Source organism: Calidifontimicrobium sp. SYSU G02091, assembly GCF_022631395.1.
Taxonomy (GTDB): Bacteria; Pseudomonadota; Gammaproteobacteria; order Burkholderiales; family Burkholderiaceae_C; genus Calidifontimicrobium; species Calidifontimicrobium sediminis.
The window spans coordinates 1-18,326 of the sequence record NZ_JALBGB010000034.1 but is presented as its reverse complement, the minus strand read 5'-3'; the positions used below and the strand labels follow the sequence as shown (position 1 = coordinate 18,326).

Genomic DNA, 18,326 nt, shown 5'->3' with positions numbered 1-18,326 from the left:
TGGCGGGGGCAGCCGGAATCGAACCGGCCCCACGGGTTAGCGGCCCGTTGCCCGCGTTCGCCGCAGCCGTCGCCGAGGCTGCCATCGGGTACCCTGCCGGCGCGGCGACGCCACCGCCCGGCACGAAGGCGCATCCAGCGCCACCCCCGCCGGTGAGCCCACCCGCTCCGGTGGCCGCCAGAGCTGTCGAAGACAAGGCAGGAGAGGGCAACCCCACCCGGATAGGCTCGCCGCCGGGGGCGGGCAGAACGACAGAAGGCGCTACATCCGGCGTAGCGGGCGCCGTCACCGCTCCCGCTCCACGCGCGCCGCGTGCGCTAGGCGCGTATGCGCCCACAGCATCGCCATGGCCTCCGCCTCGTGACGGCTCGAAAACCTCGGCGGCGGCACCGGCGCCCCCAGCCGCTCCGCGATCTGCGACCAGTACGGCATCCACCGCACCGGCGACCCCGGCCGGCCGTTGCCCGTGCGCACGATGGACGCCACCAGCACCGGCCCGCTCATCACCCGTGAGACGGGCTTCATGGGGTTGACTTTCATGGGTGTGCTCCTTTGTCATCCGCGCCGCAAACCGCGCGTAGTAATCCCGCTGCGCCTCCAGCGGCAGGCTGGAGAGCGCGATTTCGATGCCCTTTCCTCGCAACATGTTGCGAATCACGGCCAAATTTTTTTCGGCCCATGTCCTTACGCGCCGATCCGTCGTCGGCATCCCGGCCAGCCGCATGGCCGCGATCTGCTGTGGTGTGAGCCACACGTCCATGGCCATCACGCCGCCTCCCGCGCGGCATCGCGTGCCGCCTCCACCGTCTGGCGCAGTTTCTTCATCACCTCCCGCGCCACACCCCCGTGCGGCTCGCGGTCGGCGCGCTGCGCCCAGTCGTAGATCACCCGCCGCGCCGTCACCGGCTTGATGCCATGCGCCTCCGCCCAAGCGGTGATCGAGCGGTAGCCTGCCATCGCCAGCAGCCCGCGCACCCGGGTGGCATCCCCCAGCGGCTCGCGCCTCAGTTCACGCTCTCGCTTCATGGTGCTATCCTCGTAACTGTTTGCGAGAGTATAACGCAACAAGTCGCGACGCCAACAACTTCTTGCGAATGTGCGCCACGTCCGATTCACGTCCGATTCACGTCCGATTCACGTCCGATTCACGTCCGATTCACACGTCCGATTCGCGTCCGATTTGTGCGCGATGTCCGATTCGCATGTCCGATTCGCCATGAGCCACGATCAAGAATCGGACACGGCTTCCGAGCTGCCTGCGCGTCTGCGAGAGTGCATCGCAGACGAGACCGTCTCGTCTTTCGCGCGCCGATGCAAGCTTCCAGAAGCAACGATTCGTTCGTATCTAGAAGGCAAAAAGCCTGTGTTCGACAAGCTCGTCAAGATCGCCGACGCCGCCGGCGTGACGGTGGACTGGCTGGCCACGGGGCGCGGCCCGCGCACCCGTGCCGAACTACTGAAAAACGAAGAAAATCAACGCGATAGCGCGTCTCTGGACGCCCTGGCCGGCCCCCACGCCCGCCGCTGGGCCAAGATCATCGAGCTCGTCGAATCCGCCCCCAGCCCCGAGGAGGCCGAGGCTCTCCTCAACGAGTTTCTCGCGCGCGCTCGTGAGAAAACAGAGCTGGCCGAGCTGCGCCAGGCCGTCAGCAACCTGACCGCCACCTTACAAAAACGGGCCTGAAACAGCCGCTGGCGCTCGCTTGCTTGTCGCATGCAATGCGAGCACACGCCCGATGAGGCGCTCGCTGCGCTGCAGATGCCAGATTTGCTCGTCAAATCAATGGCTTAGCGTTATTTCCCGGCTGTTCCCGCGCCTTCCCGCGACCTTTTTGTCGCATCAACTCTGTCGCATCTAATCCGAACACCTCCACCGGCACGTGCGGGATGACGTGCCCGACCAGGTGGGCGGCGGTTTGCGACATGCGTCGCGCCCCGCACGACGGACAGAACCCGCGGCGCTTGCAGCTGAACGCCAGCAGCTTGTCGTGACCGCACTCGCCGCAGCGCAGCCTCAGGAAGCCGTGGGCCAGGATGCCGCACTGTCGGCCGTGCGCTGCGGCAGGCGCGGCGCGGTCTTGACGCTCCACACCATCGTGATCGCCAGCACCGCGACGACGACGCCGAGCGAGACCAGCACCGGGATCTTGACGACGTCGATCAGCAGCATCTTCGTGCCGATGAAAACGAGGATCACCGCCAGTCCGTAGCTCAGCAGGTGGAACTTCGCCGCCACCGCAGCGAGCAGGAAGTACATCGCGCGCAGGCCGAGGATCGCGAAGATGTTCGACGTCAGCACGATGAACGGGTCGGTCGTGATCGCGAAGATCGCCGGGATCGAGTCGACGGCGAAGATCACGTCGGTCACGCCAACGAGCGCGACGACCATCAGCAGCGGCGTGGCGATCTTCTTGCCGTTCTCGACGGTGAAGAACTTCTCGCCGTCGAAGCCCTTGCTCACCGGCATGAAGCGCTTGAGCAGCCTGAGCGCCGGGTTGCTCTCGAGGTCGGGCTCCTGCCCCGAGGCCCACCACATCTTGATGCCGGTGATGACCAGGAACGCGCCGAACACGTAGAGGATCCAGTGGAAGTGCGCGATCAGCCACGAGCCCACGAGGATCATCACGGTGCGCAGCACGATCGCACCGATGATGCCGATCATCAGCACCCGCTTCTGGAACGCCGGCGGCACCGCGAAGTAGGTGAAGATCATCAGGAACACGAAGATGTTGTCGACCGCCAGGCTCTTCTCGATCAGATAGCCGGTCAGGAACTCCATGCTCTTCGTGTTCGCGACCTCCATGCCGTGGTCCTGGTAGACCGCCCACCAGAACAGGCCGTTGAACGCGAAGCTCAGCGCCACCCAGACGAGCGACCAGTTCAGCGCCTCCTTGACGCCCACCGCGTGGGCACCCTGCTTCTTCAGCACGACGAAGTCGATGAACAGCGCGACGATGACGGAAACGACGAAGAAGGCCCAGAGCCAGGCCGGCGCGATGGAAGCCATCGACACTCCCGAGAAGTGAAGGGTTGGGGATCGCGCCGAAAGGTCTTGCTCGAGACGTGCGTCTCGTGCGGGCCCAGAAGCGGAGAGCATAGGCGAGGTGATGGCGCGGCTGGAGGTCTCGGGGATCAGCATGCCGTGCGCGGCCACGATCGGCACCACCAGCATCGAGGTGCGGTTGCCGGGGATGCCGCCGATGCAGTGCTTGTCCACCACCGGGTGCTGCTGCGGCCAGGACAGGCGCTGGCCGACGCCGACCATCGCCTGGTTCATCCAGCGCAAGGCCGACGACGGCTTCGGCGAAGGCAACTTCAAGGCGCTGTTCGAGAGCCTGGAGCGTGACCAGGTGCGCCGCGGTGCCATCCAGGTGGAGGCCTGACATGAAGATCGATCGCATCCATCACGTTGCCTACCGCTGCAAGGACGCGAAGCAGACGGTGCTCTGGTACCAGCAGATGCTGAAGATGGACTTCGTGCTCGCCATCGCCGAGAACCAGGTCCCGTCCACCAAGGCACCGGATCCCTACATGCACGTCTTTCTCGACGCGGGTGGCGGCAACGTCCAGGCCTTCTTCGAGCTACCTACGCAGCCGCCGATGGGTCGCGACCCGAACACGCCTGAGTGGGTGCAGCACATCGCCTTCAAGGTGAAGGACCGAACCACGCTGCTGGCGTTCCGCGCCCACCTGGAGGCGCAGGGCGTCGAGGTGCTGGGCGTCACTGACCACGGCGCGTTCCACTCAATCTACTTCTTCGACCCCAACGGCCACCGCGTAGAACTGGCCTGCCCGGATCCGGACGAGGAGGCCATGATCCGGCGCCTGGACGCGGTGAAGTGGGACATGCTCGAGGAGTGGTCGAAGACCCGGCGTGCGCCGAAGCACGCAGCCTTCCTGCACGAGCGCGAGTTCAGGACATGATTGCCGCCGTCGACGAAACCCACGACCCCGCGCTGCAGAGCTGGGTCGAATCAGCCAACGATCCGGCGACCGACTTCCCGATCCAGAACCTGCCGTTCGGGCGCTTCCGCCGCGCCGACGACATGGACTGGCGCATCGGTGTGGCCATCGGCGACCAGGTGCTGGACCTGCGTCGTGCGCGGTTGCTGGAAACGTACGACATGAACCGGCTCATGCGGCTGCTGCCCGAAGTGCGGCAGGCCTTGCGCCTGGCCATCAGCCAAGGCCTGCGCCGGGACAGCCCCCAGGAATCCGTGTTCAGGGACGCGCTGGTGCCGCAATCGCGGGTTCGCATGGGCCTGCCTTGCGAGATCGGGGACTACACGGACTTCTACACCGGGATCCACCACGCCACGACGGTGGGCAAGCTGTTCAGGCCGGACAACCCGCTGCTGCCCAACTACAAGTGGGTGCCGATCGGCTATCACGGGCGTGCATCGACCATCAACGCCAGCCCCAACACGTTCAAGCGGCCCTTGGGGCAGCGGATGCCTCCCGGCGCCACTCAGCCAACCCTGGCGCCCAGTGCGCGGCTGGACTACGAGCTCGAAGTCGGACTGATCATCGGCCGGCCCAATCCCCAGGGTGAACCGATCCGGATGAAGGACGCCGAGGACCACCTGTTCGGCGTGGTCTTGCTCAACGACTGGAGTGCACGCGACATCCAGGCCTGGGAGTACCAACCGCTCGGCCCCTTCTTGTCCAAGAACTTCGCCAGCACGATCTCGCCGTGGATTGTGACCATGGAAGCGCTGGCGCCATTCCGGAGGCCGTTCAGCCGGCCCGAGGGCGATCCGCAGCCGCTGCCCTATCTCGACTCGCCAGGCAACCGCGAGCGCGGCGCGATCGACATGGGACTGGAGGTGTGGATACAGACCAGCGCCATGCGGGAAGCCGGCCACGCTGGGGATCGCCTGAGCCGATCGAACTTCACCGACGCGTACTGGACGGCTGCGCAGCTCGTGGCGCACCACACCGTCAACGGCTGCAGCCTGAGCAACGGGGATCTGTTCGGATCTGGCACCTTGTCGGGCCCCATGCCAGAGCAAGCGGGATCGCTGCTGGAGCTCACGCACGGCGGCGTGCAGCCTCTGCGATTGTCGAATGGCGAGATGCGAAGCTTCCTGCACGACGGCGATGCCATCGTTCTGCGCGGGCGTTGCGAGCAGGGCGGCTTCAGGAGCATCGGATTCGGCGAGTGCGCCGGAACCGTTCAGCCCGCGCTGGACCCAGGAAATCTGTAAGCAGCGCCCCGCCCCGCGCGCCACCGAGCTCGTGGCTGGATGGCTCTGGGTAGCGTCCCTGGAAGAGGCCGCCTTAAGCCAGGCCGATGCCTCAGGCGGTCTGGAAGATCCGCCCGAAGTCGCAGCTCTCTTCCGCGATCCTGGCGATGGAGCTCACGAGCGAGCTGCGTTGGTCGGCTTTGCAGAACGCCGAGTAGGTTGCCGGCGGCAGGGCAGGGGTGACCTTGAGGGCTTCCAGCGTGCCTGACTCGATCATTGGCGCCAGACACTTCTTGGGCAGATAGCTCACTCCCATGCCGGAAACCGTCAGCCCGATCAGCGCCACCACGCTGTTGCTGAACAGCAGGTTGTCGGGCTGCACGCCAATCGAACGCAGCCAGCGGTTGTAGAGCAGCCCAGTGCCCGAGCGGTCGTCTTGCGTCAACAGGCGATGCGCAGCCAACTCGTGCATGCGCAGACGGGTGCACGGGCCGACCAGTCCTGGCTTGCACATCCACGCGTTCTCGACTACCCCGACCGGCCTGGAGACAAACCGCTGATCGTTGAATACCTCGGGGACGATCATGAGGTCGACCTCGTCGGCGAGGAGTTTGTCGCGAAGCACCACGCTGGCGTCGACGTGCGGCTCGATGATCACCCGAGGGTAGTGGCGCTGGATGGCGCCGATCAAACGGGGCAACCAGGTCATGGCAGTCAATTCGGTCACGCCGATGCGCACGTGACGCTCCGTCACCTCGGGGCGTTGGAACTGCTCGACCGCGGCGTCGCGTTGTTCCAGAAGCCGTTGGGCCAGCAGGAACATCTCGTCGCCCTTCTCGGTGAGCCGAGCGGTGCGACGTGACCGGTCAAACAGCGGCGTCTCGAACAGCGCTTCCAGTTCCTGAATCCGCTTGGACACCGCCGACTGAGTGGTGTGCAGCTTGTTGGCTGCCTGTGCGAAGCCGCCCAACCGTACCACCCAGTAGATCGCCTCCAACTGCTTGAAAGTCATCAAGGCGTGAACCTCCGGGACAGAGCATATCGATTCTAAGCATGTGGTGCGATTCCAATTTATCGCTTTTGCAGATGCGCCGTTCGACCGAAGATTCTGGTCATGAACTCTGCTTCCCACCTCGAACGGCTAAGCAAGCTCGACACCACGACTGTGTCGGATGCGCTCGACTTCCTGTCCCTCCCCGGCGCAACGGTCGGTCTGCGCCCGCTGTGGGACTGCCCGAAGATCGTCGGCCGTGCCAGCACCGTGCAGCTCGGGCCGAAGACCGGCACCGCGCCCACCGTGCACCTGATATCGCCGGTGATCGCCGCCGTCGCCAGTGCTGACCGCGTCCTGGTGATTGCCGGTGGCATCGACGGCATTTCGTGCTGGGGCGACATCCTGGCCAATGCCGCGAAGGTCAAGGGCATCCGCGGCACCGTGATCGACGGCTTCACGCGCGACATCGAGGGCAGCGAGTCGGTGGGCTACCCGCTCTACGGGCGCGGTGTGACCATGATCAGCGCCCGCAACCGCATCGTGCAGATCGCCTCGGGAACGCCAGTGAGCGTCGCCGGCGTCACGGTCCACGAGGACGACTACGTCATCGCCGACCGCTGCGGCAGCGTCTTCGTGCCCGCCGCCCGCATTGAAGAAGTGCTGAACCTCGGCGAGCGAATCATGCGTCGGCAGGACGGCATGGTGAAGGCAGTTCGCGCGGGTCGCTCTGTCGAGGAAGTCATGCACGACAAGGAATTCGAAGCCATCAAGGCAGGAGACACGAAATGAACGCAGAGGATCGCGACCTGGTCGCCCTGTTCCAGGGGCTCGACACCCCGGGGGTGTCCGACGCCATGGACAAGCTCGGCATTCCTGGTCAGTGTCTGGGCATCATGCCGCTGGACGACTACCGTGGCACGGTGGTGGGGCCGGCATTCACCGTCAAGTACGTGAGTTGCGGCCAACCTGCCGGCACGGTGGGCGACTTCATCGACGACGTGGCCGAAGGCGACGTGATCGTGATCGACAACGACGGCCGCACCGATGCCACTGTCTGGGGTGACATCATGACCCAGTACGCCGGCATCCGGAGGATCGCCGCGACCGTCATCGACGGTGTCTGCCGCGACGTGGCCAAGGCGCTGGGCGACGGCTACCCGATATTTTCCCGCGGCCGCTTCATGCGCACCGGCAAGGACAGGGTGGAAGTCGCCGCTGTGAACCAGCCGGTCTCGATCGGCACCGCTCGTGTGGTCGCACGCGACATCGTCGTGGCCGACGCAAACGGGGTGCTGGTGGTGCCGCGCGGCCGGGCACGCGAAGTGGCCGAGACGGCTCGCAAGATCGAAGAGGCCGAATCGCGCATCCGTGAGCTGATCGTTGCGGGCAAGACCCTCGGCCAGGCCCGCAAGGAACTGGGCTACCACCAACTGCAGACGAGGGGCGCATGAGCTCGAACGACATCGCCGCGCGCGCGCTTGCCCTCGGCACATCCACGCTGTACGAGGCCTCCGGAATCGGCTGTTCCGTTGATCCGCTGATTCGCGCCGTCTGGCCCGGTGCCGCGATCGCCGCCCCGGCATATCCGCTGCAGTGTTCGCCTGGCGACAACCTGGCCATCCACATCGCGATGGAGCGTGCGCCACGCGGCAGTGTGCTGGTGGTCGGCACGGACAACTTCGTGGCCGGCTACTGGGGCGAGGTGCTCACGGTCGCAGCCGAGGCCGCCGGCATCGCCGGGCTGGTAATCGACGGCGGTGTGCGCGACGTCGCGGCGCTGGCGCGACGCCGCTTCCCGGTGTTCACGCGTGGCGTGTCGGTGCGCGGCACCATCAAGGCCGCCGCACCATCGGTCGGCAAGCCGATCAACTTCACCGGAGTCACGGTCGCAGCGGGCGACCTGGTGGTGGCCGACGACGACGGCGTCATCGTGCTGCCGGCAGCCGAGGTCGCGCGCACGCTCGCTGCGGGCGAAGCACGCGCCGCGAAGGAGGCCGCGATGATGGACAAGCTGTCCAAGGGCGAGACCACGCTCGAACTGATGGGGCTCTCGGCGTGGCGAGAGCGCGCTTGATCGGCGCTGCCGAGCACCCGATGTCCAACCTGCGAAAGACACTTCCATGTACCTGACTGACGAAGAGACCCGGATGCTTAACGGGGAGAAAGGCGAGGCGGTCCGCATAGCCATGGAGATTCTCGTCGCGCTCGGCGAGAGCTTCGATGCCGAGCGGCTCGTCCCGATCAACAACGTGCACATGGCGGGCTCTTCGGTGCTCGTGGCCGAGGAAGCCGGCACGCGATTCGTCGAGGACATCCGCAAGAAGGGCGGCAAGTTCGTCACCAAGGTGACGACCAATCCCACAGCCGTCGACCCGACGCAGTGGGAGGCCATCGGCATCCCCGAGTCCGACACCATCCTGCAGACGCGGCTCACCGATGCCTACGCCGGCATGGGTGCCAACACCTGCAACACCTGCATCCCCTACCTGGTAGGCAACAGTCCGCGCTTCGGCGAACACATAGCCTGGGGCGAGTCGTCTGCGGTGGTCTACGCGAACTCCGTCTGCGGGGCGCGGACCAATCGTGAAGGCGGGCCGAGTGGCCTGGCCTCCGCGCTCACGGGCCGTACCCCAGAGTACGGCTTCCACCTCAAGAAGAACCGCTACGGCAAGTTCCTCGTCAAGGTCGAGACGTCGCTGCGAGACATGACCGACTACGGCACGCTCGGCTACTTCACGGGCCTGATCGCGGGCCAGGACACGCCGGTGTTCACCGGCGTGCCCAGTGACCCGACGCTCGAGCAGTTGAAGGCACTCAGCGCTGCGCTTGCCTCGTCAGGTTCTGTGAGCATGTTCCACGCCGTGGGCGTGACGCCCGAGGCACCTTCGCTCGAAGAAGCCTTCGGCGGGGGCAGTCCCGAGAAGGTGCTCATCTTCGGCGATGCGGAGAAGGCCCAGGCCGAGGCCGCGCTGAACCGCGAACCGAGTGACCATGTGGATTGGATCCTAGTCGGCTGCCCCAACGCCTCCGTCGAGGAGATCCGCGAGGTTGCCGACGCCTTGCAGGGCAAGAAGGTCCACCAAGATGTGGCCTTGTGGGTGACAACGGCGGGCGCCATGTACGCCATGGCCGAGCGCAATGGATACATCAAGACGATCACGGACGCTGGCGGCGTCGTGGTTCGCGAGACCTGCCCGTTCCTGGCGCGCAGCCGGGTGATCGCGCCGAAGAAGGGCTACAAGACCCTGACCACCAACTCAGCCAAGATGGCGTTCTACGCCCCCGGGCAGTTCGGTCTTCCGACCCACTACGGCAACCTGGACCGGGTGATGAAGGCCGCCATCAACGGCGTGTGGAGCTGATCATGACCACTGAACAACTGGTCCTGAAGGGCCGCAGGATCGTCAAGGGCAAGGCCAGCGGCGAAGCCATCGTGACCAAGGAAGCGATCAGCTTCAACGGGGGCGTCGACAACATGACCGGCATCGTCACCGAGCCCGGGCACGAGCTGGAAGGCGTCAACATCGCCGGCAAGGTGCTGGTGTTCCTCACCGGCAAGGGCTCCACCGGCGGTTCGTACAAGATCTACGACATGGTGAGCCGCGGCACCGCTCCTGTGGCATTCGTGCAGGTGAGCCCCGAAGGAGTCACCACCATCGGCGCCATCATCGGCGAGATCCCCGCCGTGGCGGGGCTGGACCAGGACCCGACGCAGGTTATCCGCAACGGCGATTTCGTCGAGGTCGACGCCGATGCGGGCACGGTCGCCGTCAACCGACGCTTGCGATCGCCCTAGGCAACCTCGCACATCCAGCGTCGACGCGACGCGAACACTCTTTCCATGGATCGGCCGATTCAGGCACGGCCGCGCCTTTCGACCCCTCAATAAGGAGACAACCATGAAACGATTCCCTTTGTTGCGCACCTTGCTCACTGCTGGCATTGCCACTCTTGCCGTCGCTGCCCAGGCTCAAGACTGGCCCGCAAAGAAGGTCATCACGATGGTCGTGCCGTTCGCCGCTGGGGGCAGCACGGATGTGACTGCGCGCGCCCTGGCGGCCGGCATGGCCAAAGAACTCGGCCAGCAGGTGATCGTCGAGAACAAGGCAGGTGCAGCCAGCAACATTGGGGTCGCCGCCGTGGCACGAGCGCAACCCGACGGCTACACGATTCTGCTGGGTACCAGCACGATGGCCACGAACGCCACTCTCTACAAGAACCCGGGGTACAACTTGCGAAAGGATCTGATCCCCGTGTCGCTGGTATCTACGATTCCTCTGGGAGTGATGGTCCGGACGGACTACCCAGCGAAGTCGTTGAGTGATTTCGTCCAGCACGTCAAGAGCAACAAGGGAAACGTGAGGTACGGATCAAGCGGCAACGGTGCCTCGCAGCATCTGGCCGCGTCCCTCTTCAGCAGCATGGTTGGCGCGGACATGCTGCATGTCCCGTACAAGGGCGGCGCGCCGGCCAACACCGATCTGATCGGCGGTCAAATCGATGTGGTGTTTGCGCCGCTCATCGAAGTGCTTGGATTCGTCGACGGTGGTAAGTTGCGCGCGCTGGGCGTCACAACCAAGACGCGTTCGCCACGTTTGCCGAACGTGCCGGCAATCAATGAGGTACTTCCTGGCTATGAGGTAGTTCTGTGGAATGGCGTCTTCGCTCCGGCGGGAACGCCTGATGCGATCGTCAACCGAATCGCCGAGGCAGTGCAGAAAGTAGTGAAGGAACCCGGCTTCCGCAGGGCTCTCGAGGACCAGGCGTCGGTACCGGTGGGCAACTCGCCGGCGGACTTCGCGAAGTTCCTGAGCGCAGAGATCGACCATTGGGCAAAGCTCGTCAAGGTCTCTGGCGCAAGCCTGAACGACTAGCAGGCCGTTGAAATACCGATCGACGCCGCGCGCCTGACAGGCGAGCCTCTGGGCCTGGATCGACCCAGGACGAGCCGACGATGCGAGGCCCCGACAGCTATAGCGAGAGCCTGTTCACCACGGTACGCCTGGAGGACTTCGTTCCGGCGAACCACCCGCTGCGGCCCATCCGCGCCTGGGTCTGACCTGCCCCCGTCCGCCGTACCAGCGTTTCGAAAGGAGTCCGGGTTGAAGGTTACGTGATCTCGTTGGCTGCCGAGTCTTGATGAGCAGCACCGCCGGCATGCCGGCGGTGCTGCTCGGCGAAGCGCGCGGGCGGGATACGCCCGATGCTGCTGTGCGGCCGCACCTCGTTGTAGTCGCGCCGCCAGTGGGCGATGACCTCGCGGGCCTGCTGCAGGGTCTGGAACCAGTGCTCGTTGAGGCACTCGTCGCGGAACTTGCCGTTGAAGCTCTCGATGTAGCCGTTCTGCATGGGCTTGCCCGGCTCAATCAGCAGGTGCCGGACGCGGTGCTCCTGCGTCCAGGCGATGAAGGCCCGGCTGGTGAACTCCGGGCCGTTGTCGGTGCGCACGGCTGCCGGGTAGCCCCGGAAGATAGCGGCACGGTCGAGCAGCCGCGTGACGTACTCGCCCGAGATGCCGTAGTCGACCGTGATGTCCACGCACTCGTGGCTGAAGTCGTCGGCCACCGTCAGGCACTTCAGCCGCCTGCCGTTGGCCAGGCTGTCGCTGACGAAATCCATGCTCCAGACCTCGTTGACGTCGGTGGCCAGCTGCAGCGGCACGCGCTCGGCCGGCGGACGGCGCACCTTCTTGCGCTTGCGCACGGCCAGGTTCGCCGCGCTGTACAGGCGCCAGACGCGCTTGTGGTTGACGCCCGGGAACTGCGGGCGCAGCAGATCGTGGATGCGCGGGTAGCCGAAGCGCCGGCGAGCATGTGCGATCTCGACGATCCGGCCGGCCAACTCGCGCGTGGCGGCATCGGCCTCGGGCGGATGGCGATAGCTGTCTCGGGAGAGCCCCACAAGACGGCACGCGCGGCGCTCCGACAGGTGATGGTCCTCGACCATGCTGCGGATCGCCTCGCGCCTGACCTGTGGGGCTAGCGCTTTACCCCGAAGACGCTCTTGAGCGCGTGGATGTCCAGGTGCGCTTCGGCCAGCAGCTTCTTGAGCTTGGCGTTCTCCGCCTCAAGCTCGCGCAGGCGCTGCGCGTCGGAGGCCTCCATACCGCCGAACTTCGAGCGCCATTTGTAGAACGTCGCGTCGCTGAAGCCGCCCTTGCGGCACACGTCGGCCACCGGCATCCCGGCCTCGGCCTGCTTGAGGAACCCGATGATCGGCTCCTCGCTGAACTTGCTCTTCCTCATGTCCGCCATTCTCCTGATGGGCGGACCCCTTCTCGTTTACCTTGGTACGGCTGGAGGGGAGCAGGTCAGTGCACCGGCTGCGTGCCCGCCTCGAGGTCGATCAGCGTCGTGATCGGCTGCCCGTCACCGCGCCCGCCGGGCAGGTTCGCGACCGCGACGCTGTAGGCGCGCCCGTTGCTGCCGAGCACGACCAGCGTGTCGACGCTGCGGCACGCAAAGGTGCCGTACAGCGCGTCGCCGGCCTTGAACGCGAGCGTCGCGGTGTCGACCTCGTGGCCCTTGAGCGCCCTCACCCAGCCTTTGCGGCTCGCGACGACCGTCACCGGCTCGTCGACGACCTTCACTTCGGCCACTGCGCGCTTGTCGGCCTGGATCAGCGTGCGCCGCGCGTCGCCGTACTGCTTCGCGTCGGCCTCGATCTCCTTGATCAGCGTGCGCTTGAGCACCGCCAAGCTGTCGAGGATCTCGGCAGGGCGGGCGGCGCGGCAAGCTGGGCGCGCAGCGCACCCGTCGCGGTCAACACGGCGGCCGCGACGGGCATCCGAGACTCGCCCGGCTTCATTTCTTGCCTTCGAGCGCAACGGGCTTGGACGGATCGCAAGCGCCGAGCCGCTTGCCGACGGCGACCACGGTCATCGACTCGCCGCCTTGCGTCATCGTGTAGCGGCCTTCCACGCGGTCGCCCTTGCGCGTGAACTCGCCCTTGAGCTCGCCAGGCTCCGGCGGGCCGCAAACGATGCGAAAATTTGTGGTCGCGCCGCTCACCCTGCGCTCCTTGAGCTGGCAGTGCTTGTCCACCGGCGGCGTGTTGCCTTCGTCGGGGCGCGCGCAGACCTTGCTCGCCGGCAGCGGCATCTGCATGCCGCCCATCTGCACGGTGAGCGCATAGTCCCACTCCTCGCCCTTGGGTTGGGCCCATGCCGGCGCAGCGGCTGCACACGACAAGGCCGCCAGGATGGCCCACCACCGGTTGCTCGATCCGATCATCGCCTCCCTCCAGTCGCGGGTCAGAAAACCGAACGGTCGAAGCCGCCACTGGCCGTCGCGCTCGCGCCGGCATTCCAGCTCCAGGTACCGCCGAGGTTGGTATTGACCTGCGTGCCCGCACCGGCGACGGTGCTGCTCACGCTCGCGCCGACATCGCCTTCGAGCCGCACGTCGGTGATGCCGCCGCGGTCGAACTCGATCCCGACCGTCGCGCTCGCGTCCAGGCCCACTTCGAGCGGCCCGGCCCCGACGCTCGTGCTGACGCCGGCGCCGACCTGCACGCCGCCGCGCGCCAGCCCCTGGTCGTCGAACTCCCCGCGGCCGGAGACGGACACCCCCTTCATGCTGACCGCGGCCGAGGCGCTCAAGACGCGGTCCTTGTTGAGGTCTTCGCTCCACTGCGCCTTGAACGGCACCACGATCGGATCGAGTGTCGTGTCCATGCGGTTGCAGCGCACGTCGATGCGGCCGAAGCCGGGCACCGTGAAGCTCACGATGTGCTGACAGTTGATCTCGTCGAAGTCGGCCAGCTTGCCGCCAGACTTGCCGGGCCGATCGGGCTTCAGGCAGCTGTTGCCGAACTGGTGCAACAGGCCCGGTCCGTCATTCACATTCAATGCCAGGCCTCGCAGCAGGTCGAGGAACTCGACCTTGGCCTGTATCACCGTGTATTCGAAAGAGCGCTGCGACTGCATGAACTGCGCATAGTAAAGGCGCTCATTGGTCGTCTGGCGCTGGTAGTCCAGCAAGCCGCGCCGTGCCTCGTCCAGGCGCCTGCCACTCGCCTCCAGGTACTGGGTGATAGCTGCGCGGATTTGCGGACAGGCGTAGTCGTACTGATAGCCACCCGGGACGTTGCGGTACTTCTGCTCGCCTTCCGCATGGATCGCGGCCAGGCGGCTCTCGAGCGACTTGCGTTCCTGCTGCTCAAACCGAATGGCATCCGTGTACGCCCCGTACGCGGCGTCCCGGCGCCGCATCCAGTCGTCGCCGCTGAGCTGGCTCATGCGTGAAGCCTTTGCCGTGAGCGGACCACGCAGCGCCGCATCGGCGAGCCAGGGTGCCTGCTTGGCAAGCGCGGCGCCCTGCGCCGTGTACTTCTCGCGCATGGCCTCCACGTCTTCGCGGAACGATTGCCAGGACGGCGGCAGCAGCCATAGGTCGGACAGCTTCATCGCGTACGGCGGCGGCACGAACTTCGACAAGCCGAGCGCGTCCGACGGCAGCTTCATCGTCCAGCGCAGCTCGCCAGGCGCGAGCCTGCCGCCGAGCTTGTTCAGGCGCCGCTCCTTGCCCTCGCTGTAGCCGCCGGCGATCGCCTTGCGCATCGAGGCCTGCGCCGCCGCGCGGTCGCCGCGCGCTTCCTCGATGTACGACTGCGTGGCGTTAGCCTGCGGGTGGTTGGGCGCGCGGGCGAGCGCCAGCCTCAGCGCGCGCTCGGCCTCTTTCAGCTCGCCGAGTTCGAACCAGGCCTGGCCCAGGTTGTTGAGAATCGTCGCGTTGTTCGGATAGCGCGCATCGAGCGTGATAAGGATCGGCAGCGCCGCATGGCCCGCCTTCTGCATCGTCAGCAGGGCGGCCAGGTTGTTCAGGTCCTGCGCCGAGCCGCTCGTCCGCGCCGCCTTGCCCATCAGATAGGTCGCCTCGGGCCACGCGCCCCAGGCGGCCAGGCCGTTGGCCGCGGCGGCGAGCTTCGCGGCGACGTCGCCGCCCTGCTGCTGTAGCGCGCGTTCGATCACCTGTGCGCGCTGGCGTGCGGCGGCCGATAGCGCCTGCGCGAGCTTCGGCTGCAACGCCTCCACATATGCCTTGAGCTGCGCGCCGGTCAGCGGCGCCCGGGGCACTTTCGCGATGCGCGCGGCGTCGCGCCGGGGCACGCCGACGTCGTCGCCGGAATCGGCGGCCGCGCGCGACGCGAGCTGGCCCTGCGCCTGCTCGAGCATCTTGCGCTGCTCGGGCGTGAGCTTTTGCATCTGCTCGCGCATCTCGCGCATCGCCTCTTCCATCTCTTTGGGCGAAGGCATCTGCGCCGCGGCGGGCAGCGCACTGCAGACGGCCGCCGCGAGCAGCGCGTCACGCAGGGGCGGCACGACCGGTAAGGACATCATCGACTTCGGCACCCTCGATCTGGCGGCGTCAGCGGCCGAACAGACTGCGCAGCTTGCCGACGGCTTCCTTCGCCTTTTCGGCAGCCATCTGCGCGGCATCGGGCGCGGCGGGCGCCGGTGCCGGCGGCGCACTGGTCGGCGACGCACCGGCCGTCGACACACCGGCCGACGGCGGAGCCGCCGCGGGCGTGGGCGCCGCCGCGGGCGCGGCGGCCACGGGTGCGGGACCGACGTGCCAGGCCGCAGGCGGCGGCTCCTGCGGCAGCGGCTGGTCGATCAGGGTTTGCAGGCGCGCGCGGTCGAACGCGGCGAGCAGCGCGTTGCGCTGCGCGTCCGCGCCGCGCGGACCGGCGACGATCGCTTGCAGGCCGTGCACCTTGAAGCGGAAGCCCGACGGCGGCGGCAGCGCGCCCAGGCGCAACTCAGTCTCGTGACTGCGCGCGGCCGAGCCCCAGCCGTTGGCTTCGAGCCGAACTTGCAGGTCCGCCGACGACGGCGGCAGATCGAGCCGGCGCGCCTCCAGTTCGTCGAGCTGCAGCTTGACCGTATCGAGGTGACGCTTGTGCACCGCGCGGCCCTGCTCCTCGAACGCGCTCGCCTCTTTGTACTTCTGCGAGGCGAGCGCCTTGTCGCCGGCTCTCTCGGCGCGACGGGCGTCGCGGAAGGCCTCCTGCCGCTGCGCCTCGAGGGCGTCGAATTCCTGCTTCAGCGGCGGCGGCAGCGTCTGCAGTGACTTGATCTGCGCCTCGAGCTGGGCTCGCTCCTGCGCGATGCGATCGGCCTCCGCCTGCGGCAGCGCATAGCGGTACGTTGCGAGTGCCGATGCGCGCACCTCGCCTTCGGCAGTGTCCTCGCACAGCGAACTGACCTGCGCACGCGGCGCGGCGGTGAGCGCCATGTGCGCCGGCGCGGCCGGCAGTGCCGCCAGCAGCGAAGCCTGCAGCCGTGCGATGTAGTCGCGCTCCTTCGGCGTGGCGGCGCGTAACGGGCAGTCGGCCAACGCGGGTTGCGCCAGCAGTAGAACGCTGGCGGCGAGCCAGCACGACGGCCCCGGCCGCCTGCGGGCGCGAGCGATATCGAAGCTGTCTTTCATGCCACCTCCTGCACCAGGTTCGTTGTGATGCGTTCCTGCGGTGCCGCGCAGCTCAGTCACTTCTGCTTGGCGCGGCTGCGCTGGACCTCGAGGTCTTCGAGATCGTCGTCGCCGCCGCGCGCGCCGGGCCTGCGGCGCAGGCTCTCCTTGCTCGCCTGCGCCTTGGCCTTGGCGCCGACGTACAGGTCGTCTTCGGTCTGCGTGCCCGGCCCGCGTGCCGAGGGTTTGGCGGCCCGCGCCGCCGAGGCGGTCGGCTTGGTCTTGGCGGTGTCGGTGGCGTGCGCCGCGCCAGCCGCGGTCAGCAGCACGGCGAGCGCCGATGCGGTCAGTCGCGTCATCGTCCTTCCGCCTTTCGATCCATACCGCTGCGGGTAGCGGCCAGATCACGGATCCACGCGGAGCATAGGAACTTCGAACACCCTCGGCAAGACCCGCGACGGGAGCGGGTGGCGGCGTGCGGCGGACTGTAGTGCCCGGATTCGGCGCCCGTGTCGTAGCGTTGTGCCGAGTCGGCAAGGGTCTGGCCGTTCACAAGGGGCGCTTTCGGCCTCAACCGCCGGGTTGACGCGTTTTCGACAGCTTCGAGCCAAGCCGGCGCGCAGAGCTACCCGATCTTCTCGATCACCGGCTGCTCCAGAATGGCGGCGATGATCTTCAGCTCCCCGTTGCCGCAGTTCGGGCAGTGCTGCATGTCGATGTCGAAAGCGAGGCTTCAGCGAAGACTGACTTGTATCCAAGTCATGCCGTAGCTAAGACGCGCTTGAGCAACCTCGTCCAGCTGATGCGGCCCCGCCGGGCCTGGACAGTCTCGACCTCGCGCTCGGCAGCCGCGGTCTCGGCGCCGCGTTGCTCATCTGCCGGCCCCTGCGGCACCACCAGCGGCCGCAGCTTCGCGTTCGGCGCCAGCACCCCATGGAAGCGAATCAGGTGCAGCCAAGGCCGCGGCACCAGTGCGGCGAGCCGCTGCATGAACTCCAGCAGGCTCATGACCAAGTGCGTTGTTCCGTCGCGCCAAGGCGTCTTGAGCCTCAGCTCCACCTGGGGCGGCGTTGAGCTGGATCCGCTCGTCCGCCCAGGCCGGCCGGTTGATGTAGCGGCACACCTGCCCCAACCGCCTGCAGTCGTATGCTCCAACCCGCACCGCCGCCTACCGGCGGGCGCACCCACCTCGACGAAGCCTGGCGCGCCGTCGCCGCCGCAGCGGTACACGCCGTCCAGCACCAGGCCGCGCGGGGAATGTTGAGATTGGCCGCCGATCCGAAGCGCTGGATCAGCGTGACGGCGCCGTCCGGGCCTTCCCCGGACTCAAGCCCCGCGCGGTCCACCAAGTGCACCGCGGTCTGCGCCGTGCCGCATGCGTCGCGCGACCAACAGAACCCGCGACGCTCGCCGGGCGCGTCACCTGCCGCAGGCTCGAGCTTGCCTACGCCCGCCTACGCCCCGACGGCGGCGAGCCGCGCCACCTTGACGAACCCCTCGACCTTGCGCCCCTTGCGTGAGCGGCGGCCGACGTGCGCTTCGAGCGCGGCACCGCGCAGCACCTCGTCCTTCGCCTTGCCGCCGCGCCCGCTGCCGAACACCGCCAGGCGGTCGGCACACGTCGCCACCGACAGCAGCGGCGTCTTCGCGTCGACGTCCATCAGCGTCAGCCCGCGCCCGCCGTTGGGCTGCAGCTTCAGCTCGTCGAGGCCGAAGACGAGCAGGCGGCCATCG

At 67.0% G+C, this 18,326-nt stretch carries 19 protein-coding genes, 1 tRNA gene and 4 pseudogenes; 10 read left to right on the top strand and 14 right to left on the bottom strand.

The genetic code is table 11. The features are described from left to right. The 3 genes from MOJ79_RS16255 to MOJ79_RS16245 form a co-directional block, all read right to left on the bottom strand. Positions 1–115: transfer RNA gene (locus tag MOJ79_RS16255), tRNA-Ser, on the bottom strand. A gap of 170 nt (positions 116–285) precedes the next feature. Continuing rightward, a complete protein-coding gene (locus tag MOJ79_RS16250) occupies positions 286–540 on the bottom strand; it encodes a hypothetical protein (RefSeq protein WP_241925099.1) in 255 nt (84 codons plus the stop codon). Positions 541–765: 225 nt separating this feature from the next. After that, positions 766–1,026, bottom strand: coding sequence for a hypothetical protein (locus MOJ79_RS16245; protein ID WP_241925098.1), 261 nt, complete (start codon positions 1,024–1,026; stop codon positions 766–768). Between the two features lie 190 nt (positions 1,027–1,216). On the opposite strand from MOJ79_RS16245, the gene MOJ79_RS16240 reads away from it, so the two are divergent. Then, positions 1,217–1,684 (top strand): transcriptional regulator, encoded by a 468-nt coding sequence (locus MOJ79_RS16240; RefSeq protein WP_241925097.1) that lies wholly within the window; start codon positions 1,217–1,219, stop codon positions 1,682–1,684. Positions 1,685–1,871: 187 nt separating this feature from the next. Here the strand turns inward: MOJ79_RS16240 and MOJ79_RS16235 are convergent. Together MOJ79_RS16235 and MOJ79_RS16230 are read right to left on the bottom strand one after the other, a co-directional pair. Continuing rightward, positions 1,872–2,045 (bottom strand): annotated as a pseudogene (locus MOJ79_RS16235) (transposase zinc-binding domain-containing protein); the annotation flags it as partial. Beyond that, positions 2,015–3,007, bottom strand: a complete 993-nt coding sequence (locus MOJ79_RS16230; protein ID WP_241925096.1) for a TerC family protein — start codon at positions 3,005–3,007, stop codon at positions 2,015–2,017. The pseudogene MOJ79_RS16235 and the gene MOJ79_RS16230, both read right to left, overlap by 31 nt. Before the next feature lie 259 nt (positions 3,008–3,266). On the opposite strand from MOJ79_RS16230, the pseudogene MOJ79_RS16225 reads away from it, so the two are divergent. The 3 genes and pseudogenes from MOJ79_RS16225 to fahA form a co-directional block, all read left to right on the top strand. Further along, positions 3,267–3,383 (top strand): annotated as a pseudogene (locus MOJ79_RS16225) (4-hydroxyphenylpyruvate dioxygenase); the annotation flags it as partial. Position 3,384: 1 nt separating this feature from the next. After that, entirely contained in the window at positions 3,385–3,924 is a 540-nt protein-coding gene (locus MOJ79_RS16220; protein ID WP_241925095.1) for a VOC family protein, read from the top strand. Beyond that, the gene (gene fahA, locus MOJ79_RS16215; RefSeq protein ID WP_241925094.1) at positions 3,921–5,207 is read left to right on the top strand and encodes a fumarylacetoacetase; all 1,287 of its coding nucleotides are present in this window, start codon (positions 3,921–3,923) and stop codon (positions 5,205–5,207) included. Before MOJ79_RS16220 ends, fahA begins: the two co-directional genes overlap by 4 nt. A 91-nt stretch (positions 5,208–5,298) precedes the next feature. On the opposite strand, the gene MOJ79_RS16210 is transcribed toward fahA, so the two are convergent. Further along, the gene (locus tag MOJ79_RS16210; protein ID WP_241925093.1) at positions 5,299–6,198 is read right to left on the bottom strand and encodes a LysR family transcriptional regulator; all 900 of its coding nucleotides are present in this window, start codon (positions 6,196–6,198) and stop codon (positions 5,299–5,301) included. Between the two features lie 102 nt (positions 6,199–6,300). On the opposite strand from MOJ79_RS16210, the gene MOJ79_RS16205 reads away from it, so the two are divergent. The 6 genes from MOJ79_RS16205 (at position 6,301) to MOJ79_RS16180 (ending at position 11,054) form a co-directional block, all read left to right on the top strand. Next, entirely contained in the window at positions 6,301–6,969 is a 669-nt protein-coding gene (locus MOJ79_RS16205; protein WP_241925092.1) for an RraA family protein, read from the top strand. Beyond that, on the top strand, positions 6,966–7,631 hold the full coding sequence (locus MOJ79_RS16200; RefSeq protein WP_241925091.1) for an RraA family protein: 666 nt from the start codon (positions 6,966–6,968) through the stop codon (positions 7,629–7,631). Before MOJ79_RS16205 ends, MOJ79_RS16200 begins: the two co-directional genes overlap by 4 nt. Further along, positions 7,628–8,254 carry an RraA family protein gene (locus tag MOJ79_RS16195; RefSeq protein ID WP_241925090.1) on the top strand — a complete coding sequence of 209 codons (627 nt, stop codon included), beginning with the start codon at positions 7,628–7,630 and terminating at the stop codon, positions 8,252–8,254. The genes MOJ79_RS16200 and MOJ79_RS16195 overlap by 4 nt, the downstream gene beginning before the upstream one ends. Before the next feature lie 46 nt (positions 8,255–8,300). Beyond that, positions 8,301–9,542, top strand: coding sequence for an aconitase X (locus tag MOJ79_RS16190; RefSeq protein WP_241925089.1), 1,242 nt, complete (start codon positions 8,301–8,303; stop codon positions 9,540–9,542). 2 nt (positions 9,543–9,544) lie between these two features. After that, a complete protein-coding gene (locus MOJ79_RS16185; protein ID WP_241925088.1) occupies positions 9,545–9,976 on the top strand; it encodes an aconitase X swivel domain-containing protein in 432 nt (143 codons plus the stop codon). 103 nt (positions 9,977–10,079) lie between these two features. Next, positions 10,080–11,054, top strand: coding sequence for a Bug family tripartite tricarboxylate transporter substrate binding protein (locus MOJ79_RS16180; RefSeq protein ID WP_241925087.1), 975 nt, complete (start codon positions 10,080–10,082; stop codon positions 11,052–11,054). Positions 11,055–11,289: 235 nt separating this feature from the next. Here the strand turns inward: MOJ79_RS16180 and MOJ79_RS16175 are convergent. The 8 genes and pseudogenes from MOJ79_RS16175 to MOJ79_RS16140 all read right to left on the bottom strand — a co-directional run. Beyond that, positions 11,290–12,425 (bottom strand): IS3 family transposase gene (locus tag MOJ79_RS16175; protein ID WP_442863137.1). Its coding sequence is split into 2 segments (ribosomal slippage): positions 11,290–12,176 and positions 12,176–12,425, totalling 1,137 coding nucleotides; the frame shifts between segments, so codons are not numbered across the junction. Between the two features lie 68 nt (positions 12,426–12,493). After that, a pseudogene (locus MOJ79_RS16170) lies at positions 12,494–12,865 on the bottom strand (DNA topoisomerase IV subunit A); the annotation flags it as partial. 118 nt (positions 12,866–12,983) lie between these two features. Beyond that, positions 12,984–13,412, bottom strand: a complete 429-nt coding sequence (locus MOJ79_RS16165) for a DUF3617 domain-containing protein (RefSeq protein ID WP_241925085.1) — start codon at positions 13,410–13,412, stop codon at positions 12,984–12,986. Positions 13,413–13,432: 20 nt separating this feature from the next. Continuing rightward, positions 13,433–15,517, bottom strand: coding sequence for a tetratricopeptide repeat protein (locus MOJ79_RS16160; RefSeq protein WP_241925084.1), 2,085 nt, complete (start codon positions 15,515–15,517; stop codon positions 13,433–13,435). Between the two features lie 31 nt (positions 15,518–15,548). Then, complete coding sequence (locus tag MOJ79_RS16155; RefSeq protein WP_241925083.1) at positions 15,549–16,613, bottom strand: hypothetical protein; 1,065 nt, start codon at positions 16,611–16,613, stop codon at positions 15,549–15,551. A 56-nt stretch (positions 16,614–16,669) separates the two neighbouring features. Further along, positions 16,670–16,951 (bottom strand): hypothetical protein, encoded by a 282-nt coding sequence (locus MOJ79_RS16150; protein WP_241925082.1) that lies wholly within the window; start codon positions 16,949–16,951, stop codon positions 16,670–16,672. A 400-nt stretch (positions 16,952–17,351) separates the two neighbouring features. Then, complete coding sequence (locus MOJ79_RS19000; RefSeq protein ID WP_241925081.1) at positions 17,352–17,600, bottom strand: transposase; 249 nt, start codon at positions 17,598–17,600, stop codon at positions 17,352–17,354. 446 nt (positions 17,601–18,046) lie between these two features. Further along, a pseudogene (locus MOJ79_RS16140) lies at positions 18,047–18,326 on the bottom strand (DNA topoisomerase IV subunit A); the annotation flags it as partial.

Bases quoted from the DNA above. Each gene is read 5' to 3' on its own strand.
- MOJ79_RS16250 (WP_241925099.1), bottom strand. From the start codon at position 540: ATGAAAGTCAACCCCATGAAGCCCGTCTCACGGGTGATGAGCGGGCCG.
- MOJ79_RS16245 (WP_241925098.1), bottom strand. From the start codon at position 1,026: ATGAAGCGAGAGCGTGAACTGAGGCGCGAGCCGCTGGGGGATGCCACC.
- MOJ79_RS16240 (WP_241925097.1), top strand. From the start codon at position 1,217: ATGAGCCACGATCAAGAATCGGACACGGCTTCCGAGCTGCCTGCGCGT.
- MOJ79_RS16230 (WP_241925096.1), bottom strand. From the start codon at position 3,007: ATGGCTTCCATCGCGCCGGCCTGGCTCTGGGCCTTCTTCGTCGTTTCC.
- MOJ79_RS16220 (WP_241925095.1), top strand. From the start codon at position 3,385: ATGAAGATCGATCGCATCCATCACGTTGCCTACCGCTGCAAGGACGCG.
- fahA (WP_241925094.1), top strand. From the start codon at position 3,921: ATGATTGCCGCCGTCGACGAAACCCACGACCCCGCGCTGCAGAGCTGG.
- MOJ79_RS16210 (WP_241925093.1), bottom strand. From the start codon at position 6,198: ATGACTTTCAAGCAGTTGGAGGCGATCTACTGGGTGGTACGGTTGGGC.
- MOJ79_RS16205 (WP_241925092.1), top strand. From the start codon at position 6,301: ATGAACTCTGCTTCCCACCTCGAACGGCTAAGCAAGCTCGACACCACG.
- MOJ79_RS16200 (WP_241925091.1), top strand. From the start codon at position 6,966: ATGAACGCAGAGGATCGCGACCTGGTCGCCCTGTTCCAGGGGCTCGAC.
- MOJ79_RS16195 (WP_241925090.1), top strand. From the start codon at position 7,628: ATGAGCTCGAACGACATCGCCGCGCGCGCGCTTGCCCTCGGCACATCC.
- MOJ79_RS16190 (WP_241925089.1), top strand. From the start codon at position 8,301: ATGTACCTGACTGACGAAGAGACCCGGATGCTTAACGGGGAGAAAGGC.
- MOJ79_RS16185 (WP_241925088.1), top strand. From the start codon at position 9,545: ATGACCACTGAACAACTGGTCCTGAAGGGCCGCAGGATCGTCAAGGGC.
- MOJ79_RS16180 (WP_241925087.1), top strand. From the start codon at position 10,080: ATGAAACGATTCCCTTTGTTGCGCACCTTGCTCACTGCTGGCATTGCC.
- MOJ79_RS16165 (WP_241925085.1), bottom strand. From the start codon at position 13,412: ATGATCGGATCGAGCAACCGGTGGTGGGCCATCCTGGCGGCCTTGTCG.
- MOJ79_RS16160 (WP_241925084.1), bottom strand. From the start codon at position 15,517: ATGTCCTTACCGGTCGTGCCGCCCCTGCGTGACGCGCTGCTCGCGGCG.
- MOJ79_RS16155 (WP_241925083.1), bottom strand. From the start codon at position 16,613: ATGAAAGACAGCTTCGATATCGCTCGCGCCCGCAGGCGGCCGGGGCCG.
- MOJ79_RS16150 (WP_241925082.1), bottom strand. From the start codon at position 16,951: ATGACGCGACTGACCGCATCGGCGCTCGCCGTGCTGCTGACCGCGGCT.
- MOJ79_RS19000 (WP_241925081.1), bottom strand. From the start codon at position 17,600: ATGAGCCTGCTGGAGTTCATGCAGCGGCTCGCCGCACTGGTGCCGCGG.